At 57.9% G+C, this 20,749-nt stretch carries 17 protein-coding genes and 1 pseudogene; 12 read left to right on the top strand and 6 right to left on the bottom strand.

The genetic code is table 11. The features are described from left to right. Nucleotides 1-26: 26 nt before the first annotated feature. Together ACYZT9_RS00090 and ACYZT9_RS00085 are read right to left on the bottom strand one after the other, a co-directional pair. Entirely contained in the window at nucleotides 27-1,589 is a 1,563-nt protein-coding gene (locus ACYZT9_RS00090; RefSeq protein WP_462008021.1) for a phospholipase D family protein, read from the bottom strand. A gap of 58 nt (nucleotides 1,590-1,647) precedes the next feature. Beyond that, entirely contained in the window at nucleotides 1,648-3,081 is a 1,434-nt protein-coding gene (locus tag ACYZT9_RS00085; protein WP_462008020.1) for an aminotransferase-like domain-containing protein, read from the bottom strand. A gap of 179 nt (nucleotides 3,082-3,260) precedes the next feature. Between ACYZT9_RS00085 and ACYZT9_RS00080 the strand changes: the two genes are divergently transcribed. Continuing rightward, nucleotides 3,261-3,506, top strand: a complete 246-nt coding sequence (locus ACYZT9_RS00080; protein ID WP_462008019.1) for a DUF1127 domain-containing protein — start codon at nucleotides 3,261-3,263, stop codon at nucleotides 3,504-3,506. A gap of 115 nt (nucleotides 3,507-3,621) precedes the next feature. Here the strand turns inward: ACYZT9_RS00080 and ACYZT9_RS00075 are convergent, their stop codons facing one another. After that, the gene (locus ACYZT9_RS00075; protein ID WP_462008018.1) at nucleotides 3,622-4,914 is read right to left on the bottom strand and encodes an NAD(P)/FAD-dependent oxidoreductase; all 1,293 of its coding nucleotides are present in this window, start codon (nucleotides 4,912-4,914) and stop codon (nucleotides 3,622-3,624) included. Nucleotides 4,915-5,061: 147 nt separating this feature from the next. Between ACYZT9_RS00075 and ACYZT9_RS00070 the strand changes: the two genes are divergently transcribed. Next, a complete protein-coding gene (locus ACYZT9_RS00070) occupies nucleotides 5,062-5,415 on the top strand; it encodes a YkgJ family cysteine cluster protein (protein ID WP_007894729.1) in 354 nt (117 codons plus the stop codon). Nucleotides 5,416-5,533: 118 nt separating this feature from the next. Here ACYZT9_RS00070 and ACYZT9_RS00065 read toward each other — a convergent pair whose 3' ends face one another. Then, nucleotides 5,534-6,022 (bottom strand): Lrp/AsnC ligand binding domain-containing protein, encoded by a 489-nt coding sequence (locus tag ACYZT9_RS00065; RefSeq protein ID WP_003177284.1) that lies wholly within the window; start codon nucleotides 6,020-6,022, stop codon nucleotides 5,534-5,536. Nucleotides 6,023-6,177: 155 nt separating this feature from the next. Between ACYZT9_RS00065 and dadA the strand changes: the two genes are divergently transcribed. The 10 genes and pseudogenes from dadA to ACYZT9_RS00015 all read left to right on the top strand — a co-directional run. Further along, complete coding sequence (gene dadA, locus ACYZT9_RS00060; RefSeq protein ID WP_462008017.1) at nucleotides 6,178-7,482, top strand: D-amino acid dehydrogenase; 1,305 nt, start codon at nucleotides 6,178-6,180, stop codon at nucleotides 7,480-7,482. Then, a complete protein-coding gene (locus tag ACYZT9_RS00055) occupies nucleotides 7,454-7,807 on the top strand; it encodes a RidA family protein (protein WP_462008016.1) in 354 nt (117 codons plus the stop codon). The genes dadA and ACYZT9_RS00055 overlap by 29 nt, the downstream gene beginning before the upstream one ends. 96 nt (nucleotides 7,808-7,903) lie before the next feature. Beyond that, complete coding sequence (alr, locus tag ACYZT9_RS00050; RefSeq protein WP_462008015.1) at nucleotides 7,904-8,977, top strand: alanine racemase; 1,074 nt, start codon at nucleotides 7,904-7,906, stop codon at nucleotides 8,975-8,977. Nucleotides 8,978-9,103: 126 nt separating this feature from the next. After that, nucleotides 9,104-9,652 carry a cupin domain-containing protein gene (locus tag ACYZT9_RS00045; RefSeq protein ID WP_007947433.1) on the top strand — a complete coding sequence of 183 codons (549 nt, stop codon included), beginning with the start codon at nucleotides 9,104-9,106 and terminating at the stop codon, nucleotides 9,650-9,652. Nucleotides 9,653-9,834: 182 nt separating this feature from the next. Further along, on the top strand, nucleotides 9,835-10,248 hold the full coding sequence (locus ACYZT9_RS00040; RefSeq protein WP_462010288.1) for a c-type cytochrome: 414 nt from the start codon (nucleotides 9,835-9,837) through the stop codon (nucleotides 10,246-10,248). A 221-nt stretch (nucleotides 10,249-10,469) separates the two neighbouring features. Next, entirely contained in the window at nucleotides 10,470-12,392 is a 1,923-nt protein-coding gene (locus tag ACYZT9_RS00035; RefSeq protein WP_462008014.1) for an acetyl-CoA hydrolase/transferase C-terminal domain-containing protein, read from the top strand. A gap of 289 nt (nucleotides 12,393-12,681) precedes the next feature. Further along, the gene (gene tssI, locus ACYZT9_RS00030) at nucleotides 12,682-16,107 is read left to right on the top strand and encodes a type VI secretion system tip protein TssI/VgrG (protein WP_462008013.1); all 3,426 of its coding nucleotides are present in this window, start codon (nucleotides 12,682-12,684) and stop codon (nucleotides 16,105-16,107) included. Continuing rightward, a complete protein-coding gene (locus ACYZT9_RS00025; RefSeq protein ID WP_462008012.1) occupies nucleotides 16,100-16,786 on the top strand; it encodes a DUF2931 family protein in 687 nt (228 codons plus the stop codon). The genes tssI and ACYZT9_RS00025 overlap by 8 nt, the downstream gene beginning before the upstream one ends. A gap of 379 nt (nucleotides 16,787-17,165) precedes the next feature. Beyond that, nucleotides 17,166-17,549 carry a DUF6124 family protein gene (locus ACYZT9_RS00020; protein ID WP_462008011.1) on the top strand — a complete coding sequence of 128 codons (384 nt, stop codon included), beginning with the start codon at nucleotides 17,166-17,168 and terminating at the stop codon, nucleotides 17,547-17,549. Between the two features lie 90 nt (nucleotides 17,550-17,639). Next, a pseudogene (locus ACYZT9_RS00015) lies at nucleotides 17,640-17,966 on the top strand (acetyl-CoA hydrolase); the annotation flags it as partial. 130 nt (nucleotides 17,967-18,096) lie between these two features. Here the strand turns inward: ACYZT9_RS00015 and ACYZT9_RS00010 are convergent. Together ACYZT9_RS00010 and rep are read right to left on the bottom strand one after the other, a co-directional pair. Further along, the gene (locus ACYZT9_RS00010; protein ID WP_109626693.1) at nucleotides 18,097-18,669 is read right to left on the bottom strand and encodes a xanthine phosphoribosyltransferase; all 573 of its coding nucleotides are present in this window, start codon (nucleotides 18,667-18,669) and stop codon (nucleotides 18,097-18,099) included. A 70-nt stretch (nucleotides 18,670-18,739) separates the two neighbouring features. After that, nucleotides 18,740-20,749, bottom strand: coding sequence for a DNA helicase Rep (gene rep / locus ACYZT9_RS00005; RefSeq protein ID WP_462008010.1), 2,010 nt, complete (start codon nucleotides 20,747-20,749; stop codon nucleotides 18,740-18,742).

The raw sequence follows: 20,749 nt of genomic DNA, 5'->3' as shown, positions 1-20,749 counted from the left end.
GCTCCCACAGGGATGACTATCGCCTGTCAGAGCATTCGTTCCAGTCCCACGGCCGTGCTGAACCAGGAATTGAAACGGCGCCACAGACTACCGGGTTCCTTGGTCAGCGTGTGCATTTTGCCGTCATCCTCAGTCACCCAGACGATCCGCTCATTTTCCAGTTTCACCTGATAACTCAAGGGCGGCGCCATACCTTCCATGGCCGCTTTGCGCACATGAGCCGCGAGCTCGGGGCTGTCCACCAGCACCCCGACTTCGGTGTTCCACAGCACCGAGCGCGGGTCGAAGTTGAATGAGCCGATGAAGGATTTCTGCTGGTCGAAGATCATCGCCTTGCTGTGCAGGCTGGAATCGGAACTGTGGGACGATTTGCTGTAAAACCCAGGTCCACTGCCACCGCCCTCGCCTGGCTGGCGGCGCAATTCGTACAACTTCACGCCATGTTCCAGCAGCGCCCTGCGATAGGGTGCGTACCCGCCATGCACGGCCGGTACGTCGGTGGCCTCCAGTGAATTGGTCAACAAGCTCACCGACACCCCGGCATCCGCTCGACCGGTCAGGTAGACCAGCCCCGGCTGACCCGGAACAAAGTAGGCTGACATCATGATCAGCTCTTTGCTGACCTTGGCGAGCTCAGGTGCTAACTGTGTGGTCAGTAGCAAATGCGGGTCAGGTTCGCCGTCTGACAGGACCTTGCTGGGTGCATCCCACAAGGCCTGGTTCCAGGCCCATATCAGTTCCCCGCGCCAGATGTCCATGCGCGGATTTGTGGTGTAAGTCATCAATTGTTGATACAGCGCTTGATTCTGCTTGCGCGTCTCTTCCAGCGACTCTTCCAGTCGCGTGCGGGTATTTTGCAGGTCCTTCTGCGTCGGTTTGCTCGACAGAAATTCTTCGATCGGCTTGCTCAACGCACTGTTCCAGTATTGGTCGAAGCCGTGGCCAAGCTGCTCGGCAACCGGCCCGACGCCTAGCATGTCGATGTCGGTGAAGTTCAGGTTGGGCTCAGCGTCGAAATATGCGTCTCCTAGATTGCGCCCACCGACGATGGCCGCGCTGTTGTCTGCCAGCCACAGCTTGTTGTGCATGCGCCGGTGTTGCAGCGACAGATTGAACAACCGACCCATGGTGCGCGTCACGCCCGTGGCGCGGCCCAGGTGCAGCGGGTTGAACAGGCGGATCTGGATGTGCGGGTGAGCGGCAAGCGTGGCGATGATCCAGTCGAGGTCGTCGCTGGTGGTGTCGTCGAGCAGGATTCTCACGCGCACGCCACGGTCGGCCGCCTTGAGCAACTCGTCCACCAGCAACCGCGTGCTGATGCCGTCGTGAACGATGTAGTACTGCAAATCGAGACTGCTTTGGGCGTTGCGGATCAGCTCGGCACGGGCGGTAAACGCCTCGCTGCTATTGGACAACAAGCGAAATCCGGATTGGCCCTCATGAGGCGCCGCCTGGGCCTGGATCGAGCGACCGAATGCAGAGTCGCTGGCAGGCAGCGCCTGACTGGGCTCCCGTTGTACATCGAAACTGGCGCAACCGCTCAGGAGCGCGGTGAGAAGGAGAGCAAGCAGGGGCAGTCTGATTCTCACTTAGGATCGTCCGATTGGGGCAGTCGTTGACATATGGACGCTGAATTTCTGCTAATGGTCAGTCGGGAAAGGTGTTGGTTTCCGCCAGCAGTTTGATTGCCGCGGCGCCGACCTTGCGCACCGCTTCTTCGATCTGCGGGGTCGTTTTTGCAGCGTAGTTCATGCGCAGGCAATTGCGGTATTTGCCCGAGGCGGAAAAGATGCTGCCGACGGCAATCTGGACGCCTTGATCGTGCAGCGCTCGATTCAGTTTCAGGGTGTCGAAACCCTCCGGCAGTTCGACCCAGAGCATGAAGCTGCCTTGTGGACGACTGGCCCGGGTGCCCGCCGGAAAATAGCGGGTGACCCAGTCGATCATTGCATCGCGATTGCGTTGGTATTGAGTGCGCATCCGCCGCAAATGCGGCTCGAAGTGACCGGCCTTGAGGAATTCGGCAATCGCGATCTGGGGTTGCGGCGCCGTGGAGCCGGTGCTGATGTATTTCATGTGCAGCACCCGCTCCAGATAGCGGCCCGGTGCAACCCAACCGATCCGCAAGCCCGGCGCCAGCGTTTTGGAAAATGAACTGCACAGCAGGACACGGCCGTCTTCATCGAAGGATTTGATCGTGCGGGGACGGGGATAGTTGTAGGCCAGCTCGCCATACACATCGTCCTCGATGATCGCTACGTCAAAGCGCTGCGCAAGCGTCAACAGCGCGCGTTTTCGCGATTCCGGCATGATGTAGCCCAGCGGATTGTTGCAGTTGGGGGTCAACTGTATGGCCTTGATCGGCCATTGCTCCAAGGCCAGTTCCAATGCATCGAGGCTGATCCCGGTCAGCGGGTCGGTGGGGATTTCCAGGGCCTTCATGTTCAAGCCCTTGAGCGTTTGCATCGCGCCGTGAAAGCTTGGCGAATCCACGGCGACGATGTCGCCCGGCTCACAGATGGAGCGAATGCTGGTGGACAGCGCTTCGTGGCAGCCGGTGGTGATCACCAGGTCGTTGGCCGTCAACTGGCATCCGGAGTCGAGCATCAGGCGGGCGATTTGCTCGCGCAGTTCCAGGGTGCCATGAATGTTGTCGTAATACAGACCGGGCATGTCTTGCCGCCGGCTGATGCGCGCGAGGTTGCGCAGCAAGGGTTTCATGGTCGGCGTAGTGATGTCCGGCATGCCACGGCCCAGTTGCACGACGTCCTTGCGCGGCACCGCGCGGATCAATTCCAGTACTTGATCCCACTGCGAAATATCCACTGGACGCTGGGCCGGGCGACCAATCGCCGGCAACTCCGGCAGGTCACGACTGACTGGAACGAAGTAGCCGGACTTGGGTTTCGGCATCGCCAGGCCGCTGTCTTCCAGCACCCGATAAGCTTGTTGAACCGTGCTCAGACTGACGCCGTGTTCGACGCTTAATGCCCGCACCGACGGCAGCCGGTCACCGGGACGATAGAAGCCCTGTTCGATCCGCGTACCGAGCAATTCGGCGAGGTTGACGTAAAGGGTCATGGCGCAGTCTCGATGTGGGTGATTCGGTTAACCAGTACAGATCAGGCCAAAAATTGTGATTCAGAGGCTAAAACGCGAAATCTGTATGGAAATAATACTGACAAGTTGAATCTGTAATGCTTTTCGCCATCGACGCATCATGAAAGCTCTGGATACCCAAGTAAACAGGAGCAATCAAAATGAACGGCTTGAGCGATGTGCGGCTGACGTTACGCAGTCAGGAACTGGCGGCAGGGCAAAAAAACGGTGCGCGCGAGGCGGACATGCGCAACGCACCGTCCGGCCTGAGTCGCTGGGGTCTGTTCTGGCATCGTCTGCACACGCGCAAGGCATTGCTGGCGCTGACGGGGGAGCAATTGAGGGATATTGGATTGAGCCGGGAGCAGGCGCGGGAGGAGGGGCTTAAGCCTTTCTGGCGGATTTGAGTCTTGTGGTGGTCTTCAGATCCATTCGCGAGCAAGCCCGCTCCCACATTGGAACGCGGTCAAATGTGGGAGCGGGCTTGCTCGCGAAAGCGTCGGTACGGACGCCACAAATCTCTCAAACCAACTCTTTAAACCGATGCCACAACATCCCCAGCGCCAACAACGGCGAACGCAAATGCTTTCCGCCCGGAAACGTCATGTGCGGCACTTTGGCAAACAGATCAAACCCACCACTCTGCTGCCCACTGATCGCCTCGGCCAGCAACTTGCCCGCCAGATGCGTGGCATTCACGCCGTGACCGGAATAAGCCTGGGCGTAATACACGTTCGGCTGGTCCTTGAGCCGCCCGATCTGTGGTAGTCGATTGGCGCCAATGCCGATCATCCCTCCCCACTGAAAATCGATTTTCACTCCGGCCAATTGCGGGAAAACCTGGAGCATCTTCGGTCGCATGTACGCGGCGATATCCTTCGGGTCGCGACCTGAATAGTGGCAGGCGCCACCGAACAGCAGCCGTCGATCCGCCGACAGTCGGTAGTAATCCAGCGCCACCCGTTGATCACACACTGCCATGTTCTGCGGCAACAACGCGTGGGCCAGTTCTTCGCTCAAGGGTTCGGTGGCGATGATGTAGCTGCCGGCTGGCAATACTTTGCCGCTGAGTTCCGGGTTGAGCTGGTTGAGGTAGGCATTGCAGCCCAGCACCAGCGTCTTGGCGCGCACCGAACCGTGAGCCGTATGGACCTTCACCTCCGGGCCGTAATCGATGCGGGTCACGGCCGATTGTTCGAACAGCTTTACGCCCGATTGCTGCGCGGCGGCGGCTTCGCCCAGCGCCAGGTTCAGTGGATGCAAATGGCCCGAGCCCATGTCGATCAGGCCGCCGACGTAGCGGTCGGAACCTACCACCGAGTGCATTTCATGGGCTTGCAGCAATCGGGTTTCGTAACGGTAGCCGAGACTGCGCAGTTCTTCGGCGTCTTCGGCGAAGCCTTCCAGGTCGCGGGGTTTATTGGCGAGATCGCAGTAACCCCACGTCAGGTCGCAAGGGATCTGAAAACGCTCGACGCGCTGTCGGACGATTTCCACCGCTTCCAGGCCCATGAGTTTCATCTGACGCACGCCGTCCGCTCCGATCACGTTGGTGAACTGATCGAGACCATGGCCGACGCCACGAATCAGTTGCCCACCATTACGGCCACTGGCGCCCCAGCCAATCTTGTGCGCTTCGAGCAGCACCACGCTGAGGCCGCGTTCAGCCAGTTCGAGCGCTGTGTTCAGCCCGGAAAACCCGCCGCCGACCACGCACACATCGGCCAACAACTCACCTTTCAACAGCGGATAATCGGGCTGCGGCAGGCTGCTGGCGGCGTAATAGGAAGCGGTGTGCTGGGCACGGGCGTTCATGCGCGACATCCTGATGCTTGTGTCTGGAAAATTTTACGGAGCATAAGCCGGACCTTCCGGCACGGGCAACACTGGTCGGTTGTGGCTGTCTGGATCGGGACTTTTGCGTCAGAATCGCGCTCCAGTCCTCTTGGGGTCACCGTTTCGATGAGCTGCAACAGTCAGAAAATTCGCACGCTGCGACAGCAGATCCCCTCGTTCGAGTGCGTGCCTGGTTGCCATGACTGCTGTGGGCCGGTGACGACCTCGCCTGAAGAAATGTCCCGCCTGCCGCGCAAGACCCGCGCCGAACAGGATGCGGCGATGGATGAGCTCAACTGTGTGCACCTCGGGCCGAACGGTTGCACGGTGTATGACGAACGGCCGCTGATTTGCCGGTTATTTGGCACCACCAAAACCTTGCCGTGCCCGAATGGGCGGCGGCCGGTGGAGCTGATTCATCCGCGGGTCGAGAAGCAGATTCATGAGTACATGGCTTCTACCCGGCAGGTACTTGTTTGAGTTCCTTTAGGTAGACCTAGTCGCCTCAATCGCGAGCAAGCTCGCTCCCACAGGTGCAGCGTTGTCCTTGTGGGAGCGAGCTTGCTCGCGATGGGGACTGAACAGGCGCCACAAAGTCTCAATCCGGAATCGGCAAACTCAAACTCTCCTTCACCTCTTCCATGACGATATAGCTCTTGGATTCGCGCACATGCGGCAGCTTGAGCAGGATGTCGCCCAGTAACTTGCGATATGAAGCCATTTCGGAAATCCGCGCCTTCACCAGGTAATCGAAATCCCCTGACACCAAATGGCACTCCAGCACATGGGGCAATTTCAGCACCGCACGTCGGAACTCTTCGAAAGTATCGCCGGATTTGTAATCGAGGCTGATCTCGACAAACACCAGCAGACTACCCTTGAGGTGCTGCGGATTCAGCCGGGCGTTGTAGCCCATGATGATCCCTTCGCGTTCCAGGCGCCGAACCCGTTCGGTGCAGGGCGTGGTTGAGAGCCCGACCTTTTCCCCAAGCTCCGTGAAGGAAATACGCCCGTCCGCTTGCAGGATCCGCAGAATGTTGCGGTCGATCTTGTCCAGTTCACGTTTGGTCTGGGTGTTGGTACGCATAGGGGATGCGCCTCCGTGAAAAGCGTTTTTGCCGAGAATTGTCGCCAAATATAAGTGCTTATATAGTGAAAAGCACTGGCTAATCTTTTTTAAACTGCCCACATCTACGGTCTGAACAACAAACGTCAGCGGCACGCCGCGATGAGGGAATGAAAATGCGCGTTATGGTCTTGGGTAGCGGCGTCATCGGTACCACCAGTGCTTATTATCTGGCGCGTGCCGGGTTCGAAGTGGTGGTGGTGGACCGTCAGCCGGCTGCTGCCATGGAGACCAGTTTCGCCAACGCCGGGCAGGTCTCGCCGGGTTATGCCTCGCCGTGGGCCGCGCCGGGTGTGCCGCTCAAGGCCATCAAATGGCTGCTGCAGCGCCACGCACCCCTGGCGATCAAGGCTACTGCCGACATCGACCAATACCTGTGGATGGCGCAGATGCTGCGCAACTGCACCGCCAGCCGTTACGCGGTGAACAAGGAGCGCATGGTCCGCCTGTCCGAGTACAGCCGCGACTGCCTTGACGAGTTGCGCGCTGAAACCGGCATTGCCTACGAAGGCCGCAGCCTGGGTACTACGCAACTGTTCCGCACCCAGGCTCAACTCGACGGCGCCGCGAAAGACATTGCGGTGTTGAAAGAGTCCGGCGTACCGTTCGAATTGCTCGACCGCGTTGGCATTGCTCGCGTTGAACCGGCGCTGGCCAACGTCACCGATATCCTCGCTGGCGCGCTGCGCTTGCCGAACGATCAGACTGGCGATTGCCAGATGTTCACCGTTCGACTGGCCGAAATGGCTGTCAAACTGGGCGTGGAATTCCGTTTCGGCCAAGACATTCAGAAACTCGACTACGCCGGTGATCGCATCAACGGTGTGTGGATCGACGGCAAGCTGGAAACCGCCGATCGCTATGTATTGGCCCTCGGCAGCTACTCGCCGCAGTTGCTCAAGCCGCTGGGTATCCGCGCCCCGGTGTATCCGCTCAAAGGTTACTCCCTGACCGTGCCGATCACTAACCCGGCGATGGCCCCCACCTCGACCATTCTCGACGAGACCTACAAGGTCGCAATCACCCGTTTCGACAACCGCATCCGCGTCGGCGGCATGGCTGAAATAGCCGGTTTTGACCTGTCGCTTAACCCGCGTCGGCGTGAAACCCTGGAGATGATCGTCAACGACCTTTATCCTCAGGGCGGCGACCTGGCCCAGGCAAGCTTCTGGACCGGTCTGCGTCCGACCACGCCGGACGGCACGCCGATTGTTGGCGCCACGCCGTTCAAGAATCTGTTCCTGAACACCGGTCACGGTACGCTCGGCTGGACCATGGCCTGTGGTTCCGGTCGTTTGCTGGCCGACCTGATGGCGAAGAAAACGCCGCAGATCAGCGCCGAAGGCCTCGATATTTCTCGTTACGGCAACAAACGACAGGAGTCCGAAAAACATGTCAATCCAGCGCCAGCTCACCAATGAGCGCATGAGCCAGATCGTCAGCCATAACGGCACCGTGTATCTGGCAGGGCAAGTCGGCGACGACATGAGTGCCGGGATTGAACAGCAGACCCGTGAAACCCTCGTCAACATCGAGCGTTTGCTCGATCTGGCCGGGACCGACAAGCACCATTTGCTGTCGGTGACGATTTACCTGAAAGACATCGACGCGCACTTCGAAGGCATGAACGCGATGTGGGACAAGTGGCTGCCAAAAGGCGTCGCCCCGGCCCGTGCGACGGTTGAGTCGAAGCTATGCGAACCGGAAATCCTGGTGGAGCTGTCGGTTGTCGCCGCTTTGCCTTAAGCCTTTCAGAAAGATCCCTCTCCCGGTGCTGTTGGCGGTTCACGCCGTCAGCCAGCGCCGGTTTTTATTCCCATGACCGCCTAGAAGCCTGCCGCCATGCGTCCAGCCCGTGCCCTGATCGACCTTCAAGCCCTGCGTCACAACTACCGGATCGCCCGTGAAATCACTGGGGCCAAGGCCCTCGCGGTAATCAAAGCCGATGCCTACGGCCATGGCGCGGTGCGTTGCGCCCAGGCGCTGGAAGCTGAGGCGGACGGGTTTGCCGTGGCGTGCATTGAGGAAGCGCTGGCGCTGCGCGCTGCGGGCATTCGTGCGCCGGTGTTGCTGCTGGAAGGCTTTTTCGAAGCCGATGAGCTGGCGCTGATCGTCGAGCATGATTTCTGGTGCGTGGTGCATTCGCTGTGGCAGCTTGAAGCCATTGAGAAAGCCGCGCTGAGCAAGCCCATCACGGTCTGGCTCAAACTTGATTCGGGCATGCACCGGGTCGGCCTGCATCCAAAGGATTATCAAGCAGGCTATCAACGGCTGCTGGCCAGCGGCAAGGTCGCGAAGATCGTGCTGATGAGCCACTTCGCCCGCGCCGATGAGCTGCACAGCCAGGCCAGCGCCGAGCAGGTGGCGGTGTTCGAAGCGGCGCGTCAGGGTTTGTCCGCCGAGATCAGCCTTCGCAACTCGCCGGCGGTGCTCGGTTGGCCGCAGATTCCAAGCGACTGGGTTCGCCCGGGCATCATGCTCTACGGCGCCACGCCGTTCGAAGAAGCCAACGCCGCAGCGTCCCGCCTGCAACCGGTGATGACGCTGGAATCGAAAGTGATTTGCGTGCGTGAACTGCCGGCCGGCGAGCCGATCGGCTACGGCGCCAAGTTCATCACCCAAAAACCGATGCGCGTGGGTGTGGTGGCCATGGGTTACGCCGATGGTTACCCACGTCAGGCGCCGACCGGTACGCCGGTGCTGGTCGCCGGTCAGCGCAGCCAATTGATCGGCCGGGTGTCGATGGACATGCTCTGTGTGGATTTGACCGACTTGCCGCAAGCGGGCCTCGGGTCGACAGTGGAGTTGTGGGGTAAAAACATCCTCGCCAGCGACGTTGCAGCGGCCGCGGACACGATTCCTTACCAGATCTTCTGCAACCTGCGCCGAGTGCCGATGCTCTATTCCGGGGCTTAGGCCAAAACGCTGCACACCGGAAGTCGCATCGCCGAACGGGGTTCAGGTCAAAGTGTTGTAAATACTGAACGCTGTCGCCATGATAACGCTCAATATTCCTACAACCTGAATCCTGGAGGCGCAAGCTTGGACGTCGGTGAACGACTGCAATCCATCCGTAAGCTCAAAGGTCTTTCGCAGCGTGAACTCGCTAAACGCGCGGGCGTCACCAACAGCACCATTTCGATGATCGAGAAGAACAGCGTCAGCCCCTCGATCAGTTCGCTGCGCAAGGTACTGGGTGGGATACCCATGTCCATGGTCGAGTTTTTTTCCGAAGAGATCCTGCAGGAAAAACCGACTCAGATCGTCTACAAGGCTAACGAGCTGATCGATATTTCCGATGGTGCCGTGACCATGAAACTGGTCGGCCGGGCCCACCCGAGCCGCGCCATCGCCTTCCTCAATGAAATCTACCCGCCTGGCGCCGATACCGGTGACGAGATGCTCACCCATGAGGGCGAGGAAACCGGGATTCTGGTGGAAGGTCGGTTGGAACTGGTGGTCGGGCTGGAAACTTTTGTGCTTGAAGCGGGCGACAGCTACTACTTTGAAAGTACCAAGCCTCACCGTTTCCGTAATCCGTTCGATGCGCCTGCGCGACTAATCAGCGCAGCCACGCCGGCGAATTTCTAAGAGAAGAGGCGTCCTGCCAGCACGGCAGCGACACCCGAAGGGTTTTTCCGCTGCGCAACAAGACCCCTTCGACTTTAGGGTTGTTTCAGTGCGGCGGGCTTACCGCTATACTTGCGCCCGCCTGCGAACCGTGGCCGTAGGCGTGACTAGCCACCATTGAGGGTGAACGCGTGAATCTAATTATGAAAATGCTGGCTGCACCAGCAACCGTATTGGCCCTATGGGCTGCCAGCGCTCAAGCTGCGACCAATGACGATATTGCCAAACGACTTGAGCCAGTTGGCCAGGTTTGTGTACAGGGTAAAGAGTGCAAGGGGATGGAAGTCACTGCTTCTGCGGGTGGCGGTGATGCCAAAACCCCAGACTCAGTGATTGCAAAGCATTGCAACGCTTGCCACGGCACTGGCCTGTTGGGCGCGCCGAAAGTCGGTGATGCGGCAGCCTGGGGCGACCGCGCCAAGAAAGAAGGCGGTCTTGATGGCTTGCTGGCGAAAGCAATCTCCGGCGTCAACGCGATGCCGCCTAAAGGCACCTGCGCCGATTGCTCTGATGCCGATCTAAAGGGCGCCATCCAGAAGATGTCCGGCCTGAAATAAGTCTTCATCTTCAGCGAAAAAGCCGCTTTCGAGCGGCTTTTTTGTGTCTGTTGTCTCGTCCTGTAGGAGGCGGCTTGCTGACGATAAAGGATCACGCGGTTCGCCAGCCAAACCGCGTGACGTTCATCGCCAGCAAGCCGGCTCCTTCAAGGGCTGTTCAATGCAGCAAAGACCCGGCAAGCTCGGTCCAACCCAATTCACGGAATGTAAGGGAGGATCAGATGGTGCAGCTGTGTTCTATCGAACAGGCGGTCGATGACGTGCTGGCAAGGTTGCCGGCGCATATCCACATGGGCTTGCCCCTGGGGCTGGGCAAGCCCAACCACTTCGTCAACGCGCTGTATCAACGTGTTGCGCAACTGCCCGAACGGCAACTGACGATCTATACCGCGCTGTGCCTCGGCCGTCCTGCATTGGGTGACGGTTTGCAAAAGCGCTTCCTCGAACCCTTTATCGATCGGGTGTTCGGGGATTACCCGGAACTGGACTTCCTCGCGGGCCTGCACAAAGACAACCTGCCGCCCAACATCCACGTTCAGCAATTCTTCATGCAACCTGGCAGCCTGCTCCATAGCGTACCCGCGCAGCAGGATTACGTGAGCAGCAACTACAGCCATGCCGCGCGGGACATCAACGCCGCCGGTTTGAACCTGGTCGCGCAACTGGTAGCCAGCCATCCCGATCACCCGGATCGACTGAGCCTGAGCTGCAACCCGGACATCACCCTCGACCTGTTTCCGATGATCGCCAAGCGCCGGGCGGCGGGGGAGAAGATCCTGCTCGTAGGGCAAGTGCATAACGACTTGCCCTACATGCCCGGCGACGCCGAAATCGGTTTCGACACGTTCGACCTGTTGGTCGACGAGAAAGACAACACCACGCTGTTCTCCACGCCGAACATGCCGGTGGGTTTCCAGGATCATTTCATCGGCTTGCACGCCAGCACACTGGTGCGCGACGGTGGCACCTTGCAGATCGGCATCGGCGCCATGGGTGATGCGCTGACTGCTGCATTGCTGGCGCGGCAGGCGGATAGCAGCGGCTACAAATCGCTGCTGGCGGACGTGAATCTCAGCCAGTGGGCGCAACTGATCGACCGCGAAGGCGGCGTCGAACCGTTCGCCAAAGGCCTCTACGGTTGCAGTGAAATGTTCGTCAACGGTTTGCTGGTGCTGGCTGATGCCGGCATCGTGCGGCGCAAGGTCTATCCCGATGTGCCGACCCAGCAACAAGCGAACGCCGGAACGCTGGAAGAAGCCGCGCAGACTGACGGCATTTCGGTGCACGGCGGTTTCTTTCTCGGACCACGCAGTTTCTACGAGCGCCTTCGTGAGTTGCCCCAGAGCAAGCGGCTCGAGTTCAACATGACCCGCATCAGCTACATCAACGAGCTCTACGGTCAGGAAGAACTCAAACGCTTGCAGCGCCTCGATGCGCGTTTTATTAACACGGTGTTCACCATGACGCTGCTCGGTGCCGGCGTGGCCGATCAACTTGAAGACGGGCGAGTGCTCAGCGGCGTCGGCGGCCAATACAACTTTGTCGCCCAGGGCCACGCGCTGGAGGGGGCGCGTTCGATTTTGCTGTTGCGCAGCTGGCGCGAGTCGGGTGGAGAGGTCAGCTCCAATATCGTGTGGGAATACGGCCATTGCACGATCCCAAGGCATCTGCGGGACATCGTGGTCACCGAGTACGGCATCGCCGATTTGCGCGGCAAGACCGATGCTGCGGTGATCGAAGCGTTGCTGAACATCAGCGATTCGCGATTCCAGCCGGGGTTGATTGAGCAGGCGCAGAATGTGGGCAAGTTGCCGAAGAATTTCCGTCTTGATCCGCGTTTCGCCGACAACAGCCCGGAGCGCTTACAAGCTATTCAATCGCGGCATCCGCAGCTGTTTCCAGAGTATCCGCTGGGGTGTGATTTCACCGCGCAAGAGCGGGACTTGTTGCGGGCGCTTAACTGGCTGAAGAGCAAGTTCAAGCTCACGGAGATTCTGGAGTTGGGCAAGTCGGCGCTGGATGCGCCGGAGGCTTCGGAGTTTCCTGAGCATCTGGAGCGGATGCAGTTGACTAATCCGGAGGGATTGAAAGAGGAACTGTTTCAGCGGTTACTGCTCACCGGCCTCAAGGCCACCGCGCAGTAACAGCCAACACAAAACCCTGTAGGAGCCAAGCTTGCTCGCGAAGAGGGCTTCACAATCAACATCAATGTTGATTGTCCCAACGCAAATCGTGAGCAAGCTTCGTGTCTACAGCAACATTTGGTGACGCAGGAAGTTTCGCACAGAGCTTCCGGCCCCTTCCTACATCATTCTTTCCCGCGCGCTGATAGTTTTTCGGATTCTTGCGACTCGCTCACGCCGTGATAAGCGCGTCGTAACCTTTTTTATCTTTCTGCTCAAGGATGAGCTAAAAAAGCAAAAGGATAAGCGCATGCTCGCACCCGCCAACGCCCCTCAATTCACCCTAACGATCCCCAACGTTCCCAACGATTTTAAAGTCCTGGCTTTTGAAGGCACTGAAACCATCAGCGCGTTGTATTCAATCAGCGTCGATCTGGTCAGCGAATACCCGGATATCGATTTGGAGAGCCTGCTTCACCAACCTGCATTTCTGCAATTCGGCCATAACGGCGAAGGTATTCACGGATACATCGACGGTGTGTCCGATAGTGATCCTGGCAAACGCCTGACCCGCTATCGAGTGAGCCTGGTGCCGGCACTGTATTACCTGCAATTCAGTCAGGACCAGCGGATTTTTCAGAATCAGACCGTGCCGCAAATCATCGCTCAGGTCCTCAAAACACACGGCATTCACGCCGATGCATTTACCTTCCACGTCAAAGCAAGTCCCCCGCGCGAATACTGCACTCAATACCGGGAAAATGATTTGGAGTTTGTCCAGCGGCTCTGCGCGGAGGACGGCATTACGTGGCATCACCAGCACTCTTCGCAAGGCCATATGCTGGTGTTTACCGATGACCAGACCTACTTCCCCAAACTGGGCGAAACCCCGTATCAGCAAGACGCCGGCATGGTGGCTGAGTACCCAGTCGTCAGCCAGTTTTCCATGGGTTTCAAAACCCGCCCCAGCGTAGTTACCCGCCGTGACTATGACCTCAAACGCCCCAACGCATTGCTGGAAAGTCGCTTTACTGCTGAGTTCGACCCTAAGCTCGAAGACTATAGCTACCCACTGCTATTAAATAGTGAAAAGCGCGGCAAAGAACTTGCCCGGCAGGCACTGGAACGACACCGAGTCGATTATCAGTTGGCGGAAGGCAATAGCGACCAGCCAACACTGCGTAGCGGCCACTTTTTCAGCCTGACTAACTCCCCACACGAAACGTACAACGATCTATGGCTGCTGCTGAGCGTCACTCACACCGGCAAGCAACCTCAGGTGCTCCAGGAGTTCGCCACCAACACGACCAAAACTGAGGACGGCTTTGTTCAGGGCTACCGCAACAGCTTCAGTGCGATTCCCTGGGATGTGTTTTATCGGCCACCGACGCCGGCACCAAGACCCCTGCTGAATTGCCAGACCGCGCGCGTCACCGGACCGGTTGGCGAAGAGATTTACTGCGACGAATACGGGCGCGTGAAAGTCAAATTTCACTGGGACCGGTCTGAACGCAACAATGAAAACAGCAGTTGCTGGCTACGGGTAGCGTCTAGCTGGGCGGGGAACAACTTCGGCACAGTGGTCATTCCGCGTATCGGGATGGAAGTGATCGTCACCTACCTCGAAGGCAATCCCGATAATCCGTTGATCACCGGCTGCTTCATCAACAGGGTCACACCGCCGGCCTACCCATTGCCCGAAAATAAAACCAAAACCGTACTGCGTACCCACAGCTCCCCCACCACGGGTGGCTACAACGAACTGTCGATGGACGATCGCGCTGGCGATGAGTTGGTGCACTTGCGTGCTCAGCGGGATATGGAGCAGAAGGTTGGACACGACAGCCGGATTGAGGTGGGCAATGATCGACGGGAAACCGTCAGAGGTAACAGCTTCACGGTGGTCGAAGGTGAGGAGCATCGAACTATTGGCGCAGACAGCAAGGTTCAACTCAACGCGAATGAATACCGGCAAGTTGCTAGCGACACTCATACGCAAGTCGGCGAAACGTTCGTTCTCGAAGTCGGCGAAGCAACGCACATCAAGGCAGGTACAAATATTGAGCTGCGTGCGGGCGGAACTCTTACGCTGAAAGCCGGAGGTCAGAGCGTCACAATTACTTCGGAAGGAATTTTTAGCAGCAGCGGAATTCAGATACGCAGTTTTCCAAATCCGGAAATGCCTGCTCAGTTCGTACTGCTAAGCGATGGCACGGGCACGTTAGTTTCCAAAGAGGCTCCGCCCCCGGAAGTCCAAGACTCAGACGAACTGGAGGAGGAAGAAGAAGAGGTCGAAGCCGAAGAAGGGATTACTTTGCGGATTGGCGTGTTTTTTGATGGCACCGGGAATAATCGGTCCAACAGTGAAATGGTTGCCGGGTGCTATGCGCGGGATGTGAATCTGGTGGAGGAGGCCGAGGATATTCAGCGGTTTTGTCAGGCACATGGGTATGACGGTCAGGGAAATACGCCGGATAGCAGTTATGGGAATGACACGAGTAATGTGGCGAAGCTTTATGACCTCTACACCGATGACAGTGAGCGGCGATTGGCTGATGACGAAACCATAGGGTTCATCTCCGTTTATCTGGCTGGCATCGGTACTAGCGGTGGTGAAGAGGATTCACCTTTTTCCCTAGCAACCGGCGTGGGTGCACACGGTGTATTGGCAAGAGTTAAGCAAAGCCCAGCAAGCATTCTTACTGAAATACAACTATTCGAATTGGCAAACCCCAACCGTAAAGTTGAGTCAATCGAGTTCGACATCTTCGGCTTCAGTCGCGGCGCCGCTGCCGCACGGCACTTTGCCAATGAAGTATCGAAGGGAGAGCAGAGTCCATTGGCAACGCTCTTACCAGCCGATTCATCATTGTTCATCGAAACTTTTGCCTGGCGCGCCGACATTGATGTCTCCATCAACTTTATCGGCATCTTCGACACCGCTGCCGCTGTGGCAAATATTTCCGAAGGCGATTTGAACGTCCATGACGCCATAAACCCCGGCGTCAACTTGTATCTGGCACCAAATATCGCAAAAAAAATCGTGCATTTAGTGGCGCGGGACGAACGCCGCCACAATTTCTCACTCAACAGCGCCGGGACTGCGGATATCGTGCTGCCCGGCGTTCACTCTGACTTGGGTGGCGGATATCTTCCGGACATCACTGAAAGAGTTTTGCTGAGTAAGCCACGCTGTAGCCGCGACATGGAACTGTCCATGCCTTCTACAGAGTCAACCGCCTATCGCTTGGCGCAGCAGGAACTAGGTCGTCTTCAGGACCAGCTCAATCTGTATGGGCTGCCACTGGCAGTGAAAACCTGGTCGGTAGAGACTACCAGCAACGCCAAGGGCGATAGATTCAAAGCGAAGCATGTTTATGCGGCAGTCCATAGCAAGCGGATTGTGCGCAACGATTTGGCCTTGATTTACCTGCGCATCATGCGGGAGTTGGGGGCCAGGCACGACGTCCCGTTCCAGTTTATTGACGAAGAGGATCAAAAGTACGCATTACCGACAGAGCTAAAACCGATTGCCGAAAAACTGATGGCTTATGCGCTAGGCGACACTCGCCGCACGGGCTTGAGTGTGTTCGAGGAGGAGTTGCTCTACCAGCGCTACATTCATCTATCGGCCAAATGGAATGCTGCCAAAGGCTGGAACAGCAGCGACCTGAACATCGTGTTTATCGATCGCCCCGCCGAAAACTATAAACGCGTGGTGCATCCCCATGAGTAAGCGCCCATGGATGCTTAAATCAGGCTTTGTACTGCTGGTCCCACTGCTAGGCGGATGTGCTTTTAGCAATAACAGATCATTACCCTATGAGGATTGGAGCCTAAGATTTTTTTCTCCCGACTACATGGAGGTCTGGATCGAAACGGCGGATGTCATTGATATCAACGAGCGTGTTTTTCGAGGTGCGGGTAGCGGGATTCCCTCGACCGGCTATCCCCGAGGGCTAAGTAAAGGCATACCCATCCGTTTTAAGGGTGATGCAAAAGGATGGTTTAAAAATCCGAGAGGAAAAGGTCGACCCGTAACGGGTTCTAACCTTCCACGGTTGGTCTACGTACGCTGGCAGTCCGTGGCGGAACCGCAAACTTATGAGGCGTACATCGAGATCCCCGAATCGGCGCGAAACACCATGCTCCAGGGTGAAAAAACTTTCTGCCGCGCAGACGGTAAATGGATAACAGATTACCGGGACATGTTGATAGTGGGTTTGGCGCCGGGAGGCATCGCCAAGGTATGGCTAGGCGGCCAATGCTTATTGTCCACTGAGGTCACCCGAATCCAAGGCACAATCAGTCCCAAAGGCCCCTACGGGGGCACGTCCAATGGAAAACATCGGCCGCTTTCAGAAGAGTCCAAAGCCTATGTCGAAAAGTATGGAATCCCCTATGGAAGTTGGTAAGGAGTGCCAAGATCCCAATGGTTAAACATCGCCCGAGAGCGGTTGTTTAAAAAACCTGTAGGTAACGTCGTGAAAGCTACAACACCTTGCGTCGTTGCCTACGGCTACGCCAGAATCCGCCGGCTTGTGCGCCTTGGGTGCGGTCGGTAACTTGATTCCCGTCACTGCCCATCAGTGATCGGGTTTAGTAGCCCGTTGCTGCCAAGTCGCACTATGCCTCTATCCGTCAGGATTCTTCCTGCACTCGATGGCGGCTGTGCGCAGGGCGCCCTCGGGCGCGCCGATTTCTTGGCTCATCGGTCTACTAACCTGTGCACAGCTGCCTCCCTTTCGTTTAGTAGCGAACGGGTTGCGGCCTCACCTTTAGAGGTAAGAGCCAATGGTTAAGATCACACCCAATCCCCCGGACAGCGATCCGGGATCTCGCGATTCAACAAAACCCAACGACGACGCCGAACACGTCGTCGATCCTTCCCCTCTGCCAACCGAACATAATCCACAAAATCTCCCCGGTCATCTCTTCAGCGTTTGCCCGAAGATCAACACTGAAACACTCCTCGCCAACGCCTCGGAAGACCTGCTATCCATCAGCGCCATCGCGGCCGATCTCGCCGACGGTGTGGACGGCTCACGCCGCTCCGTAGCCTTGGCGCTGAGCCGCTTGGCCGACGGGGTGCATTTGTTGGTGGAGCGAGCATTGGATCATCTGGACGACCCGGAGATGGCGGCAATCTTCGCCAAGCAACAAAGCCAGACCAGCTAACGCGCAACTCAGAAAAACCCCGATGGATGTCACCCCCATCGGGGTTTTTGCCTGACAACGGTGAAAATGCACATGCGAGGAAACTGCCGAAAACTTCCACCTCGATCCGCGTTCACCGACAACAGCCCGGAGCGCTTACAAGCTATCCAATCGCGGCATCCGCAACTGTTTCCGGAGTATCCGCTGGGGTGTGATTTCACCGCGCAAGAGCGGGACTTGTTGCGGGCGCTTAATTGGCTGAAGAGCAAGTTCAAGCTCACGGAGATTCTGGAGTTGGGCAAGGCGGCGCTGGATGCGCCGGAGGCTTCGGAGTTTCCTGAGCATCTGGAGCGGATGCAGTTGACTAATCCGGAGGGATTGAAAGAGGAACTGTTTCAGCGGTTACTGCTCACCGGCCTCAAGGCCACCGCGCAATAACAGCCAACACAAAACAACTGTGGGAGCGGGCTTGCTCGCGAAATGCGGTGTGACAGTCAACATCAACTTTGACTGACACACCGCATTTCGCGAGCAAGCCCGCTCCCACATTGGTTTGAGGCGTTGCGGTTTATTCGATAAACGTCACGACGCCATCTTTCAGCGACTGCACGCGAGCCAGCGACTCAACCCGATAACCCTGCGCATCCAGTTCCGCGCGCCCGCCCTGGAATGACTTCTCGATCACAATCCCCAAACCCGCGACGGTAGCGCCGGCCTGTTTGATGATCGAGATCAGCGCCTGTGACGCTTTGCCGTTGGCCAGGAAGTCATCGATGATCAGCACGCGGTCACTGCTGGTCAGGTGGCGCGGAGATATCGCTACGGTGCTTTCGGTCTGCTTGGTGAACGAATAAACGGTCGCCGACAGCAGGTTTTCAGTCAGGGTCAGGGATTGGTGCTTGCGTGCGAAAATCACCGGTACTCCCAGGTTCAGACCGGTCATGATCGCCGGGGCGATGCCCGAGGCTTCGATGGTGACGATCTTGGTGATGCCCGAGTCTTTGAACAGCGCAGCGAACTCGTCGCCGATCAGCTTCATCAGGGCCGGGTCGATCTGGTGGTTCAAAAAGGCGTCGACCTTCAGGACCTGATCGGAAAGCACGATACCTTGTTCGCGAATTTTCTGGTGCAGTGCTTCCATGAAGCGTTCCTCTACTGGCGCCATATGCGCCGAGCTTGTCAAAAAATGTTCGGTTGAAAAGTGCTCGATTCTAGCGCTTTAACATTGCGCGTATATCCGCCAATGCGGTGTTGCCGCGAACGGCTTTGACTTCAACCGGTGTGTCGTCGTTGCCTTCCCAGGCCAGGTCATCCGGCGGCAATTCATCGAGGAAGCGGCTAGGTGCGCAGTCGATGATCTCGCCGTATTGCTTACGCTTGGCCGCGAAGGTGAACGCCAGTGTCTGACGCGCGCGGGTAATTCCGACGTAAGCCAGGCGGCGTTCTTCTTCGATGGTGTCGGCTTCGATGCTGGAGCGGTGCGGGAGGATTTCCTCTTCCATGCCCATGATGAACACATAAGGAAATTCCAGGCCCTTGGACGCGTGCAAGGTCATCATCTGCACGCCTTCGGCGCCGTCTTCCTCTTCCTGCTGACGTTCCAGCATGTCGCGAAGGACGAGTTTGCCGATGGCGTCTTCGACGGTCATCTCGCCTTCTTCGTCTTTCTCCAGGGTGTTTTTCAACGCCTCGATCAGGAACCAGACGTTACCCATGCGATAGTCGGCAGCCTTGTCGCTGGAGCTGTTGGTGCGCAGCCAGTTCTCGTAATCGATGTCCATGACCATGCTGCGCAGCGCCGAGATCGGGTCTTCGCCGGCGCACTGTTCGCGGACCTTGTCCATGAAACGCTTGAAGCGCGCCAGACGATCAGTGAAGCGCGTGTCCAGATGCTCGCCCAGGCCGATTTCGTCAGTAGCGGCGTACATCGAGATCTTGCGTTCGGTGGCGTAGTTGCCAAGCTTTTCCAGGGTAGTCGAACCGATCTCCCGGCGTGGGACGTTGATCACCCGCAGGAAGGCGTTGTCGTCGTCCGGGTTCACGATCAGGCGGAAGTAGGCCATCAGATCTTTCACTTCCTGACGTCCGAAAAAGCTGTTGCCGCCAGACAACCGATACGGAATCTGGTGGTGCTGCAGCTTCAGCTCGATCAACTTGGCCTGGTAGTTACCGCGATACAGAATCGCGAAATCGCTGTAAGGCCGGTCGGTACGCAAATGCAGGGTCAGCAACTCGACGGCCACGCGCTCGGCTTCGGCGTCTTCGTTGCGGCAGCGGATCACGCGGATCTCGTCGCCGTGGCCCATCTCGCTCCACAGCTGCTTTTCGAATTCGTGGGGGTTGTTCGAGATCAGCACGTTGGCGCAACGCAGGATGCGACTGGTGGAGCGGTAGTTTTGCTCCAGCATGACCACTTTCAGGGACGGATAGTCGTCCTTGAGCAGCATCAGGTTTTCCGGGCGGGCGCCGCGCCAGGCGTAGATCGACTGGTCGTCGTCGCCCACCACGGTGAACTGGTTGCGCGTGCCGATCAGCAGTTTCACCAGCAGATACTGGCTGGCGTTGGTGTCCTGGTATTCGTCCACCAGCAGGTAGCGGACTTTGTTCTGCCACTTTTCCAGGATGTCGGCGTGTTCCTGGAACAGTTTCACCGGCAGCAGGATCAGGTCGTCGAAGTCCACCGCGTTGAACGCCTTGAGCGTGCGCTGATAGTGGGCGTAGACGACGGCGGCGGTCTGTTCCTTGGGGTTGCGCGCGTTTTCCAGGGCTTCGGGTGGCAGGATCAGGTCGTTTTTCCACGAGCCGATCATGTTCTTGATCTCGTCGACGCCGTCGTCGCCCGAGTATTCCTTCTGCATGATGTCGGTCATCAAGGCTTTGACGTCGGCTTCGTCGAAGATCGAGAAGCCCGGTTTGTAGCCCAGCCGCACGTGTTCCTTGCGGATGATATTCAGGCCCAGGTTGTGGAAGGTGCACACCGTCAGCCCACGGCCTTCGCCGCCTTTGAGCAGGGTGCCGACCCGCTCCTTCATCTCGCGCGCGGCCTTGTTGGTAAAGGTCATGGCGACGATGTACTGGGCGCGAATGCCGCAGTTCTGGATCAGGTGCGCGATTTTGCGCGTGATCACGCTGGTCTTGCCGGAGCCTGCGCCGGCGAGCACCAAAAGAGGGCCGCCGACGTAGCTCACGGCTTCTTGCTGCCGGGGATTGAGTCGGGACAT

This window comes from Pseudomonas sp. ZT5P21 (assembly GCF_054897785.1).
Note: the sequence above shows the minus strand (reverse complement) of the source record. Positions and strands in the feature narration are given on the sequence as shown.

Excerpts from the sequence above, each read along its gene's own strand:
- ACYZT9_RS00085 (WP_462008020.1), bottom strand. The coding sequence starts at position 3,081 with ATGACCCTTTACGTCAACCTCGCCGAATTGCTCGGTACGCGGATCGAA.
- ACYZT9_RS00080 (WP_462008019.1), top strand. The coding sequence starts at position 3,261 with ATGAACGGCTTGAGCGATGTGCGGCTGACGTTACGCAGTCAGGAACTG.
- ACYZT9_RS00075 (WP_462008018.1), bottom strand. The coding sequence starts at position 4,914 with ATGAACGCCCGTGCCCAGCACACCGCTTCCTATTACGCCGCCAGCAGC.
- ACYZT9_RS00070 (WP_007894729.1), top strand. The coding sequence starts at position 5,062 with ATGAGCTGCAACAGTCAGAAAATTCGCACGCTGCGACAGCAGATCCCC.
- ACYZT9_RS00065 (WP_003177284.1), bottom strand. The coding sequence starts at position 6,022 with ATGCGTACCAACACCCAGACCAAACGTGAACTGGACAAGATCGACCGC.
- dadA (WP_462008017.1), top strand. The coding sequence starts at position 6,178 with ATGCGCGTTATGGTCTTGGGTAGCGGCGTCATCGGTACCACCAGTGCT.
- ACYZT9_RS00055 (WP_462008016.1), top strand. The coding sequence starts at position 7,454 with ATGTCAATCCAGCGCCAGCTCACCAATGAGCGCATGAGCCAGATCGTC.
- alr (WP_462008015.1), top strand. The coding sequence starts at position 7,904 with ATGCGTCCAGCCCGTGCCCTGATCGACCTTCAAGCCCTGCGTCACAAC.
- ACYZT9_RS00040 (WP_462010288.1), top strand. The coding sequence starts at position 9,835 with ATGAAAATGCTGGCTGCACCAGCAACCGTATTGGCCCTATGGGCTGCC.
- ACYZT9_RS00035 (WP_462008014.1), top strand. The coding sequence starts at position 10,470 with ATGGTGCAGCTGTGTTCTATCGAACAGGCGGTCGATGACGTGCTGGCA.
- tssI (WP_462008013.1), top strand. The coding sequence starts at position 12,682 with ATGCTCGCACCCGCCAACGCCCCTCAATTCACCCTAACGATCCCCAAC.
- ACYZT9_RS00025 (WP_462008012.1), top strand. The coding sequence starts at position 16,100 with ATGAGTAAGCGCCCATGGATGCTTAAATCAGGCTTTGTACTGCTGGTC.
- ACYZT9_RS00020 (WP_462008011.1), top strand. The coding sequence starts at position 17,166 with ATGGTTAAGATCACACCCAATCCCCCGGACAGCGATCCGGGATCTCGC.
- ACYZT9_RS00010 (WP_109626693.1), bottom strand. The coding sequence starts at position 18,669 with ATGGAAGCACTGCACCAGAAAATTCGCGAACAAGGTATCGTGCTTTCC.
- rep (WP_462008010.1), bottom strand. The coding sequence starts at position 20,749 with ATGTCCCGACTCAATCCCCGGCAGCAAGAAGCCGTGAGCTACGTCGGC.